Below are 11,251 nucleotides of genomic sequence, written 5' to 3' on the forward strand. Positions count from 1 at the left end.
GGGGGCACGCGCCGGTCGAGATGGTCATGCACAGGCCCGATCACCAGAACCGAGCATCCTGCAAAAACTGTTTCATCATGAAACAGCACCACCGCAACCGCGTCAATGGTCCGTTAGACTGCGGCGATGAACGGGTCGCGCGGGCGCCGGAGCGCGGCCATCGTGGAGCCGCGCACCACGTTGCGCGACATCGCCGCGGAGACCGGGGTCTCGATCGCCACCGTCTCCCGGGTGCTGAACGACCACGAGAACGTCGCCCCGCGGACCCGCGACCTGGTGCTGCAGGCTGTTGCACGGCGAAACGCCGGCGACGAACCGGCCGAGAGCCTGGGCGCTGTCCACGTCCGTTGCCCGTACCTGCTGACCGACTACTTCGGCCTGATCGTGTCGTCGATCGCCGAGACCCTCGCGCTGCACGGCCGCCGCCTGATCCTGGACGCCGGGGAGTCGGGCCAGGAGACCGACGTCCTCAGCGGGCTGCCGGAGCAGGACGGTGTCGACGGCGCGATCCTGATCCTGCCGCCGGAGTCGGCGCGCGAGCTGACGGTTCTGTCCCGTTCGGGATTCCCGTTCGTCGTCGTCGATCCCCGGCAGCCGCTGCCGCCGGACGTCGCCGCGGTGTCGGCCGCACACGCCTCCGGCGCGAACGCGGTCGTCGCGCACCTGACCGGGCTCGGCCACCGCGACATCGCGGTGATCGCCGGCCCCGAGGAGTGGCTGGCCACCGACGCGCGGATGGTCGGGCACCGGGCGGCGCTCGCCGCCGCGGGCACGCTGTTGCCGCCGACAAGGATCCGCTACGTCCACCCCACCATCGAGGACGGCCGCGAGGCCGCCGACCAGCTCCTCGACCTGCACCCCCGGCCGACAGCCGTTGTCTGCTTCAACGACAAGGTTGCCGTCGGCACCTACCATGCGGCGCGCGCCCGCGGCCTCACCGTCCCCGGCGACCTGTCGATCACCGGCTTCGACGACATCGACCTGAGCGCCGCGATCGACCCGCCGCTGACCACCGTTCGCCAGCCCCTGCAGGAGATGGGCCGGATCGCGGTCACCCAGCTGATGCGCTTCCTGGACGGCCACCAGCCCGAGGCACTGCACCTCGAGCTGGCCACTCAGCTGGTCGTCCGCGGCTCGACGGGACCGGCGGCAAGCTAGCCCCCGCCGTACTCGAGCTAACAGACCAGCTAGCTGCCCAGCAGATCCAGCGCTGCCGCGAGCCTTTCCACCACAGCATCCGACGCCTCACCCTGCAGCGCGGTGTTGTCCAGCACGTTCCGCAGCAACTGCACCCCGCTGCAGACCGCGATCAGCAGCGCGGCCCGGGCCGCCGCATCGATCCCGTCCGGCAGCCCGGCGGCCAGATCGCGCTGGTAGTGTCCGGCGAGGTGCCGCTGCATGATCTCGACCGCGCGCGGGCTGCCTGCCGAGCGGATCGTCAGCAGCAACCCCTTCGACTGCCCCTCGGGCGGATCGCTGAGCAGCGAGCGCGCCATCACCAGGTTGTCGCCGGGCAGCATCATCAGCGGGTGCTCGTAGGTCTTCTCGACGACTTGCTCGAACAGTGCTTCCTTCGACCCGTAGTACCGGGTGATCAGCCGCGGGTCCACGCCGGCACTGCCCGCGATCGTCCGCGTGCTCGCGCCGTCGAACCCGTACGCCGCGAACGCGTCGACCGCGGCGGTCAGAATCCGCTGCCGGGTCGCTTCGGCATCGCGGGTCGCCCGCTGGACATCCGGCATGAGCGCAGTCTACGGGACCGGCTGGATTTGTCCCCAGCTGAGGACATACACTTGTCCCCAGATGAGGACATCCCACCGGAAGGACCCTGACATGACCATCCCCACCCGCCTGCTCGGCCCCGGCGAGCTCCAGGTCGGCGCGATCGGCTTCGGCGCGATGAGCTTCGCCAACCCGTACGGCCAGCAGGGCAGCTACGACGCCGACCAAGCCGCCCGCGAGATCCTCGACCGGGCCGCGAAGCTCGGCGTGACGCTGATCGACACCGCCGACGGGTACGGCGACAGCGAGGAGATCCTCGGCCGCGCGCTGGCCGGCCGCCGTGACGACTTCGTGGTCGCGACCAAGTTCGGGATCGTCGCGGCGCCGTTCGGCGGCGGCGAGGCGAAGATCGACGGCAGCCCGGCGTACGCGCGCGAGCGCCTGGAGCGGTCGCTGCGCCGGCTCGGCACCGACCACGTCGACCTGTACTACCAGCACCGCGTCGACCCGGCCGTGCCGATCGAGGACACCGTCGGCGCGCTGGCCGAGTTCGTTGCCGAAGGCAAAGTCCGGTACCTCGGGCTGTCCGAGGCGGCGCCGGACACCATCCGGCGCGCGCACGCCGTGCACCCGATCACCGCGATCCAGACCGAGTGGTCGCTGTGGGAGCGCGGGATCGAGCGCGAGGTGCTGCCGCTGACCCGCGAGCTCGGGATCGGCATCGTGCCGTACAGCCCGCTCGGTCGCGGCGCGCTGACCGGCGCGATCGCGTCCCGCGCGGACCTGACCGGCGCCGACCACCGCGCGACGATGCCCTGGTACTCCGAGGAGAACCTCGACCACAACCTCAGCACCGTCGAGATCGTCCGCGGGATCGCGGCCGAGCTGGAGGCGACGCCGGGCCAGGTCGCGCTGGCCTGGCTGCTCGCCAAGGCGGACGACGTGGTCCCGATCCCGGGCACCCGGCGGGCGGCGTACGTCGAGCAGAACAGCCTCGCGGCGCACGTGACACTCGCGCCGGAGCATCTCGCAGCGCTCGAGCGGATCACCGTCGCCGGCGGCCGCGAGCACGACACCGCGGTCGGCGCGCGGAACTGGTTCGACGGCACCACGCTGACTCGCTGACGCGGCAACAGCTCGCCTCGGCCTTTCAGAGGAGGCGATCGTCCTTCCGGACGAAATGACGGGAACTCGTCCACCACCGAGCGTGGTCGCGGCGTCCTGGTGGGTGACATCCGCCCCACCAGGAGGTTCCCGTGCGTCAGCAGGCCGTCCGAAGCAAGTGGCGCCGCCGGATCGTCCGGGTCGCCGGCTGGGGTCTCGGGCTGACGTTCGTCGCGGTGATCGGCGGCGTCGCGGCGTTCTTCACCGGCTACGCCCGGACCACCGTCCCGGACCCGAACACCAAGTTCGAGGCCAACACCACGATCGTCACGTACGCCGACGGCCGCACCGAGATCGGCGCGTTCTACGAGCAGAACCGGCGGTCGTTGCCGCTGGCCCAGATCCCGCGGCACGTCCAGGACGCGGTGATCGCGGCCGAGGACCGCAGCTTCTGGACCAACGGCGGCGTCTCGCTGCCCGGGATGGCGCGGGCCGCGGTCGCGATTGCCCGCGGCAAGCAGTTGCAGGGCGGCTCCACGATCACCCAGCAGTACGTCAAGATCATGTACCTCACCCAGGAACGCACGATGGGCCGCAAGCTCGACGAGCTGTTCATCGCGACCAAGATCAGCCGCACCCAGGACAAGGCGACGATCCTCGGCAACTACCTGAACACGATCTACTTCGGCGAGGGCGCGTACGGCGTCCGCGCGGCCGGCCAGGCGTACTTCGGGGTCGACCATCCGAAGGATCTCACCGTGCCGCAGGCGGCGTACCTGGCGACCGTGCTGAACAACCCGACCCGGTTCGACGCGGATCTGCCGGGCGCCGGGAAGCGGATCCTCGGGCGGTACAAGTACGTGCTCAGCGGGATGGCCGAGCTGGGCACGATCAGCGCGAGCCAGTACGACGAGTACAGCAAGACGCTCCCGCCGCTGCGGAAGAAGGCCAAGGGCAACCGGTACGCCGGGCCGAAGGGCTTCCTGCTCGACCTCGCGCGCCGGGAGCTCGGGCGGTACGGGTTCGAGGGCGACCGGCTCAGCGGTGGTGGGCTGCGGGTCGTCACCACCTTCGACGCGGGACTGCAGGCGAAGGCGGTCGCGGAGGCGGTGGCGGGGAAGCCTGCGGGAGTGGGCGACCTGAAGACCGGGCTCGCGTCGATCCGGCCGGGCACGGGCGAGCTGGTGGCGCTTGTCGGGGGCAACGACTTCCTGGGCAGCCAGGTGAACTGGGCGACGCGGAAGGCGCCGCCGGGGACGCTGTTGCGGCCGTTCACGATCGCGGCGGGGCTGGACAACCGCGCGGCCGAACGACGCCCCGAGGGCGCCCGGGACACCGAGCCCTTCGAGGTCCCCTTGTCGGAACCCGCGCTGAACAAGGCGTTCTTCCGCCTCGTCGACTCGCGCCGCGGGCACCTGGTGTCCACCGCGGCGGAGCACGCGGGGATCCCGCCGATCCCCGCGGCCGACCGCCCGGCGCCCGGGCTCGGGCCGGATGCGTTGGCGGCGCCCGTGGACCTCGCGACGGCGTACAGCACGTTCGTGGCGGGTGGGCGACGGGTGCCGGTGCACGTGATCAAGGAGGTCCGGGACTCGCGCGGCAAGGTGCTGTGGTCGGCCGCGAAGCATCCCGGGCTGAAGCCCGTACAGGCGCTCGCGCCCGAGGTCGCTGAGCTGACCGGGCGGGTCGTCGGCAGCGGTCGGTCGGCGGTCGTGAACGGGCTGAGCGTCGAGAAGCGCCGGCTGAACGCGAAGTGTCGCTGCAAGGCGCAGAAAGGGTTGCAGCCGCTGGCTGCCTGGTACGTCAGGATCAGCCCCGACCTGGCCACCACTGTGGTCTACCGGGCCGGCAAAGAAGGCGAGTCGGCGATGCCCGGCCTCGAGTGGCCGTCGGCAACCTGGGAGCGCACGATCAAACCGATGCGCGACCGGGCAGGCCGGTGACTCCCACTGGTTGCCCCAGGCGCGGGCAACCAGTGGGAGTGTCCGTCAGTACGGCCCGAACACCCACTGGGACGGCGACTTCGGGTCGTCGCCGATCCAGAACTCCGCCCACAGCTCGCGGAACTCCTCGCGGGACAGCTGGCCGTCGCCGTTGCTGTCGAGCTTGCCGAAGACCTCCTCGACGCCGTCGGCGCTGCCCTTCCAGGCCTGGACGACCTGCTGGTGCTCGGCCAGCGCGATCCGGTCGTCGCCGTTCTCATCGACCGCGTCGAACATCGCCTCGGCGGTCGCGTAGACCGCGTCGTCGATCGCCGGGAGCTGGTCGACGACCGTCATCAGCTCGTCGAGCGAGACCCGGTCGTCGCGGTCGGCGTCGGCCATCGAGGCCACCGCCGACCACCAGCCCATCATGATCGCCCGCATCCGCTCGTGGTCGTCGGTGCCCGGCGCCCAGCCCCGGATCCCGACCCAGCGGGCGGTCAGCGTCTCGAAGTCCGCCTCCTCCAGGTAACCGTTGCCGTCGGCGTCCATCGCGTTGAACACCCCGGCGATCTTCTGCCGCTGAAACTCACTGGCCATCCGTCTTCCCCTTTCACCGTTCCCGGTGTCCGGTTCGGACGCTACGCGGCCCACGGCAACTCCGCGCCTCCGGCAACTACCGCGACGTGTCGCCGCAATAGACCGTGGCCGGGCGACCGAATAACCCGGGGTTGACAACCGTGAGACCCGGGGTCGCCCGGCGATTCCTCCGGGGTCGGGCGGGCGCCGGAGGGCCGAAACGAAGCGGTCCACCAAAGCCCGCGCGGCCGTGAGGCGTCCCCCGGTCGGGGGACACACTGTCGGTCAGCCGGTGGTGCCGTGGGCCGGTCCCCCGCTCGTAGCGTGCCGGTATGAGCCAATTCGCCATCGCCCTCGTGGCCAGTGTCTCGATCCTGACCGTCATCCTGGCCACCGATCTGGGCTACCGGAAGGTGACCGGGATGCGCATCCTGCGGTCCGTGCTGGCCGTCGGGGTGATCATCGTGATCTTCGTCCACTCGTTGCCGACCGCGGGCAACTCGGTCCAGCTCCAGCTCGCCGGGGTCGCCCTCGGCATCGTCTTCGGCCTGGTCGTGGCCGCGTTCCTCCCGGTCGAACGCGCCACCGACGGCACCGCGCACACCCGCGCCGGCCTCGCCTACGCGCTGGCCTGGGCGGTCCTGTCCGGCGGCCGCGTGCTCTTCGCGTACGGCGCGGAGCACTGGTTCACCGAGGACCTGGTCCGGTTCAGCATCGAGCACCAGATCCCCGGCGGCGACGTCTACGCCAACGCCTTCGTCTTCCTCTCCCTGGCCATGGTCCTGACCCGCTCCGCCGTCCTGCTGATCCGCTCCCGCAAGCTCCAGGAAGCCCCGGTCCCGGTCAGCGTCCAGAAGCCGCGTACTCCCAGGCCCACCGGGCCAGCTCCCCGGCGGCGGGCCACTCCGCCGGGTCCTTGGCGTCGTACCACTCCAGCGGCCTTCTCCAAAGCGTCCGACGGCCCGTCCTGGACCAGGAGCATGACTTCGCCGTGGCCGAGGCCGGGTTTGTAGGTCTGCTTTCACCGACGCTCAACAGCTGAAATCGATGTCCACGCCGGCCGGGGACCCGGGTGTCCAGGGCGTCTATGCGGCGTGTATACAAGTTGTGAGATGATGTTCGTTGAATGCTGAATCACTCTCTCTCGGGGCAGGTGAGGTGTGACGGAGAACCAGACCGCTTCCTGGTTCACCGTGCTGGGGCCGGTACGCGCCTGGCACGGGTCGACGGAGCTGCGGCTCGGCTCGCCGCAGCAGCGGGCCGTGCTGGCGGCGCTGCTGGTCCGGGAGGGCGCGCAGGCCACCATCGGTGAGCTCGTCGACGCCGTGTGGGGCAGCGGTGACATCCCGGACTCAGCCGCGCAGACGGTCCGGACGTACGTGCACCGGCTCCGCCGGGTGCTCGATCCCGGGCAGCCGGCCGCCCGGTCGGTGATCGCGTCGATCGGTGACGGGTACGCGCTGACCGCCACGCCGGGGACGCTCGACCTCGGGGTCTTCCGGCAGCACGTCGCCGACGCCCAGGCCGCGGCGAACTTCCGCGACCAAGCCCGCGCCGAGCGGCTGCTGCGCGAGGCGCTCGCCCTGTGGCACGGCACCGCGCTGGCCGGCATCCCCGGTGAGTACGCCGAGACCCAGCGGGTCTACCTCGGCAAGCTGCGGCTGGCCGCGCTGGAGATGCTGATGACCGCGCAGCTCGAGCTCGGCGCGGCGACCGAGGCCGCGGCCGAGCTGGCGACGATCACCGCCGACCACCCGTACGACGAACGCTTCCGCGAGCTGCACATGACCGCGCTCTACCGGTCCGGCCGCCAGGCCGAGGCGCTCGCGGTTTACCAGGACTGCCAGAAGCTGCTCGCGAACGAACTGGGGATCGACCCGGGCCCGGCACTGCAGGATCTCCACGAGCAGGTCCTCAGAGGCGAAGTACCGCTGGGCCCCGGCCAGCAGCCGACCCCCGTCGAACCCAGCACAGCGGCCGTCGAGGAAGCCGCACGACCAGTCCCTGCTCAGCTTCCCGCCGACCACCGCGCGTTCAGCGGGCGCAAGGCCGACCTGGTCGACGCCGTCCGCAACCTCGACCGCGAGGACGGCCGGGCGAGCGTCGCGGTGATCACCGGTATGGCCGGCGTCGGCAAGACCACCTTCGCCGTCCACCTCGCGCACCGCTTCACCAGCCGCTACCCCGACGGCCAGCTCTACCTCGACCTGCGCGGTTTCGCCTCCGGCGCCGAGCTGGTCGCCCCCGAGGACGCGCTGCGCTCGCTGCTCGAGGCGCTCGACGTACCGACCGAGACGATCCCGAAGGACCTGGCCGGCCGGGCCGCGATGTTCCGCACGCTGCTGTCCGGCCGCCGGATCCTGCTGCTGCTCGACAACGCCAAGAACGCCGAGCAGGTCCGCCCACTGCTCCCCGGCGAGGCGACCTCGCTGGTCCTGATCACCAGCCGCGACCGCCTGACCAGCCTGCTGGTCACCGACGACGCGGACCTGATCACGCTCGACGTGCTCGACCCGGCCGAGGCCCGGACCTTCCTGGTCGGCAAGCTCGGCGCCCGCCGGGTGAACGCCGAGCCGGAGGCGGCCGACGAGATCCTGCGCCGCTGCGGCCGGCTGCCGCTGGCGATCTCCCTGGTCACCGCCCGCGCGATCGTCAACCCGGGCTTCAGCCTGGCCGCGATCGCCGCCGAGCTCAGTCACGGCGACGGCCTGGACGCCTTCGAGGACCTCGACGGCCCCGACGTCCGCTCGGTGTTCTCCTGGTCGTATCACGCGCTCAGCGCGGACGCCGCGCGGCTGTTCCGGGTGATGTGCCCGGCCCCCTGGCCGCGCTACGACCTGACCGGCGCGGCCAGCCTGATCGGGCTGCCGGTCAGCGAGACCCGGCGGCTGATCGCCGAGCTGAGCCGGGTCAACCTGATCACCGAGGAGCGCCCCGGTGAGTTCGCCTTCCACGACCTGGTCCGCGCGTACGGCGTGGAGAAGGCCGCCGCGGGGGACGCGCAGGAGCGCCACGACGCGCTGGTCCGCGCCCTCAACCACACACTCCACACGGCCCGCGGTGCCGCCGTCCTGCTGAACCCGGGCCGCCGCCCGCTCCAGGAGCTCCCGCTGCTCGACGACGTCACGGTCCGCCCGATCGAGGACCGCGAGGCCGCCTGGGCGTGGTTCGCCACGGCGGCGCCGGTGATCGGCACCTGCCAGCGGCTCGCCGCCGAGGCCGGTCTCGACGAGTACGTCGGCCAACTGGCCTGGACCCTGAACACCTACCTGCTGCGCTCCGGCCAGTGGGTCGAGATGCTCGGCGTCTACGAGCAGGCGCTGGCCGCCGCGACCCGGCTGGACGACCAGTACCTGATCGCGAACGCCAGCATGGTCGCCGGGAAGACCGAGACCTGGCTGCACCGCTACGAAGCCGCCGACCTGCACCTGAACCGGGCGATCGCCGGCTTCCACTCGGTCGGCCGGACCACCGAGGAGGCGAACGCGATCGACAGCCTCGGCAACCTGCGCAGCTTCCAGGGCCGCTCGGCCGAGGCGATCGCGCAGTTCCGCCGGGCCGTCGAGCTGTCCGCCGACGTGCGGTCACGGGCCAGCGCGCTGAACAACCTGGCCAACGAGTACAACACCACCGGCGAGTACGCCGTCGCCGTACCGCTGAGCCGGCAGGCGGTCGCGCTCTGGGACGGCGCCGACGACCAGCACGCGCTCGCCAACGGCTGGGACACCCTCGGCACGTCGCACCGCGGCCTCGGTCACTACGAGGAAGCAGCTGGTTGCTACCGGCAAGCGTTCGAGTCGTTCCGGGAGCTGGGCAACCACTTCAACGAGGCCCGGACGCTGATCAACTACGCGGCCACGCTGGAGGCGCTCGGCGACTGCCAGGCCGCGCTCGGCGCCCGCGAGTCGGCGCTGGACATCCTGCGCGACCTCGACCACCCCGACGCCGCCGCACTGGCCGGCCAGTGGGAGCCGACTCTGCGCCATTGACCGGTACGACGGGACGCGGCGGTCGTCCATCAATTGTCTATCCAGTATGCGGACACTGGGAAACGGAGCGCCGACCACGCTCCACCGTGCAGCCGATCCCTGTACCCGAAGGAGCCCCCAGATGTGTACCACCGGCCTCCCGCCGAGACCGCCGACCACCGCGTTCAGCGGCCGGGTGCTCGGCCCCGGGGACCCCGAGTACGACGCCGCCCGGACCGTGTTCAACGGGATGGTCGACCGGTTCCCCCAGCTGATCACCCAGCCCTCGACGGCCGACGACGTGGCCGCCGCGATCCGGCACGGCGTCGACGCCGGCCTGGAGATCGCGGTCCGGTCCGGCGGGCACAGCCGGCAGGGCAACTCCACCACCGAGGGCGGCCTGGTGATCGACCTTCGGCGGATGAACTCGATCAGCGTCGACCCGGTCGCCCGGACCGCCCGCGTCGGCGGCGGCGCGACCTGGTCCCAGCTCGGCCGGGCCGCGCAGGAGTACGGCCTGGCCGCGAACGCCTCCCGGCACACCCCGTCCGGGGTCGCCGCGTCCAGTCTGAGCGGCGGCTCGGGCTGGCTGGAGCGGCAGCTCGGCCTGACCTGCGACAGTCTGATCTCGGTCGAGCTGGTGACCGCCGACGGCCGGCAGGTGACCGCCAGCGAGACCGAGCACCCCGACCTGTTCTGGGCGCTGCACGGTGGCGGCGGCAACTTCGGTGTCGCGACCGCGGTGACCGTCCGGCTGCACCCGATCCCGTCCGTGGCAAGCCTCACCTTGCTGTGGCCGTGGTCGGCGTACGGCGAGGTCGTGCGGACGTTCCGCTCGGTGTTCGAGACCGATCCGCCGCCGGCACTCAGCGGCGCGGTCGTCGCGGTCACCGATCCGCCCGGGACCGTCGTACCGGCGCAGCTGCACGGGCGGCTGGTGACGAAGGTCGAGGCGGTGCACACCGGCACGACCGACGAACTGCTGGAGCTGATCGACCCGCTGCGCAAGCTCTGCCCGGCGACCTCCCAGGTGCGGACCTCGCCGTCGGCCGCCAACCGGCTCAGCCCGAACGGGCCGCCCGGGCTGCGCAGCCACTGGCGGCCGAACTACCTCGAGTCGCTGTCGGACCAGGCCATCGACGAGTACGCCGAGTGGATCGCCCAGGTCCCCGACCGGACCGTCGCCCGGGTGCCGCTGCTGCCGTGGAGTGGAGCGGTGACCGCCGGCGCCGACCGGTGGCCGGGGCCGTTCCGCAGGGCGCCGTGGATGCTCGGGGTGCTGGCTCGCTGGGACTCACCAACCCGCGACGACCGTGCCGTCGGCTGGATCCGCGCGATGCACGACCTACCCAGCCACCGGGCGCTGGACACCCGCTTCGACCCGGCGGACGGAGCGCGGCTGGGCCGGGTGAAGTCGGCGTACGACCCCGGGAACGTGTTCCGCCTGAACCAGAACATCCAACCGGCCTGAACGCATCGGCCCACAACGCAGGAGCCCTCGCGCACCGCACCGGCGCGCGAGGGCTCGACGTGGTCAGACCGTCGGATACCCCGGCTCCGCGCTGCCCGCCGCGGTGCCGAACCGCTCCCCTGCCTTCGGGTCCGGCCCGTACTTGTTCTCGCCGGCGGTCCCTTCCAGGATGTTGAACACGAGCAGCACGATCAGGCCGATGCCGGTCAGGCCGATCAGGATCCACCAGCCGGTGCGGCCGGTGTCGTGCAACCGCCGGACCGTCACGCCGAGGCTTGGCAGCAGGACGAGCAGGGAGTAGATCCCGCCCAGCACACCGGTGCCGGACGCGGTGTCGGTCCCGATGGCGCGGTCCACGATCGCCAGCACGATCGAGACGATCACGTTGAACAACGTGAACATCCAGAACTCCTGGCGGCGGGCCCGGCCGGTGAACACGACGTACTTCTTCAGGACATCGACGTACCAGTGCATGACGGTTCACT

At 71.6% G+C, this 11,251-nt stretch carries 9 protein-coding genes; 6 read left to right on the forward strand and 3 right to left on the reverse strand.

The window, feature by feature from the left end:
* Positions 1-126 precede the first annotated feature (126 nt).
* Positions 127-1,158, forward strand: a complete 1,032-nt coding sequence (locus tag AB0M01_RS23020; protein WP_363672657.1) for a LacI family DNA-binding transcriptional regulator — start codon at positions 127-129, stop codon at positions 1,156-1,158.
* 29 nt (positions 1,159-1,187) lie between these two features.
* Here the strand turns inward: AB0M01_RS23020 and AB0M01_RS23025 are convergent, their stop codons facing one another.
* Positions 1,188-1,742 (reverse strand): helix-turn-helix domain-containing protein, encoded by a 555-nt coding sequence (locus AB0M01_RS23025; protein ID WP_363672659.1) that lies wholly within the window; start codon positions 1,740-1,742, stop codon positions 1,188-1,190.
* A 91-nt stretch (positions 1,743-1,833) separates the two neighbouring features.
* Between AB0M01_RS23025 and AB0M01_RS23030 the strand changes: the two genes are divergently transcribed.
* Positions 1,834-2,847 carry an aldo/keto reductase gene (locus AB0M01_RS23030; RefSeq protein ID WP_363672661.1) on the forward strand — a complete coding sequence of 338 codons (1,014 nt, stop codon included), beginning with the start codon at positions 1,834-1,836 and terminating at the stop codon, positions 2,845-2,847.
* Between the two features lie 131 nt (positions 2,848-2,978).
* A complete protein-coding gene (locus AB0M01_RS23035; protein WP_363672663.1) occupies positions 2,979-4,769 on the forward strand; it encodes a transglycosylase domain-containing protein in 1,791 nt (596 codons plus the stop codon).
* Positions 4,770-4,814: 45 nt separating this feature from the next.
* Here the strand turns inward: AB0M01_RS23035 and AB0M01_RS23040 are convergent, their stop codons facing one another.
* The gene (locus AB0M01_RS23040) at positions 4,815-5,348 is read right to left on the reverse strand and encodes an EF-hand domain-containing protein (RefSeq protein ID WP_363672665.1); all 534 of its coding nucleotides are present in this window, start codon (positions 5,346-5,348) and stop codon (positions 4,815-4,817) included.
* Between the two features lie 311 nt (positions 5,349-5,659).
* Between AB0M01_RS23040 and AB0M01_RS23045 the strand changes: the two genes are divergently transcribed.
* The 3 genes from AB0M01_RS23045 to AB0M01_RS23055 all read left to right on the forward strand — a co-directional run bounded on the left by AB0M01_RS23045 (position 5,660) and on the right by AB0M01_RS23055 (position 10,766).
* On the forward strand, positions 5,660-6,340 hold the full coding sequence (locus AB0M01_RS23045) for a hypothetical protein (RefSeq protein WP_363672667.1): 681 nt from the start codon (positions 5,660-5,662) through the stop codon (positions 6,338-6,340).
* A 147-nt stretch (positions 6,341-6,487) separates the two neighbouring features.
* Positions 6,488-9,316: a BTAD domain-containing putative transcriptional regulator gene (locus tag AB0M01_RS23050; RefSeq protein WP_363672669.1), complete on the forward strand. Its 2,829-nt coding sequence runs from the start codon at positions 6,488-6,490 to the stop codon at positions 9,314-9,316.
* Between the two features lie 121 nt (positions 9,317-9,437).
* Entirely contained in the window at positions 9,438-10,766 is a 1,329-nt protein-coding gene (locus AB0M01_RS23055; RefSeq protein ID WP_363672671.1) for an FAD-binding oxidoreductase, read from the forward strand.
* A gap of 63 nt (positions 10,767-10,829) precedes the next feature.
* Here AB0M01_RS23055 and AB0M01_RS23060 read toward each other — a convergent pair whose 3' ends face one another.
* Positions 10,830-11,240 carry a DUF805 domain-containing protein gene (locus tag AB0M01_RS23060; RefSeq protein ID WP_363672673.1) on the reverse strand — a complete coding sequence of 137 codons (411 nt, stop codon included), beginning with the start codon at positions 11,238-11,240 and terminating at the stop codon, positions 10,830-10,832.
* Positions 11,241-11,251 lie beyond the last annotated feature (11 nt).

Origin of the sequence: Kribbella sp. NPDC051770 (assembly GCF_040681455.1) — a bacterium.
Classification (GTDB): domain Bacteria; phylum Actinomycetota; class Actinomycetes; order Propionibacteriales; family Kribbellaceae; genus Kribbella.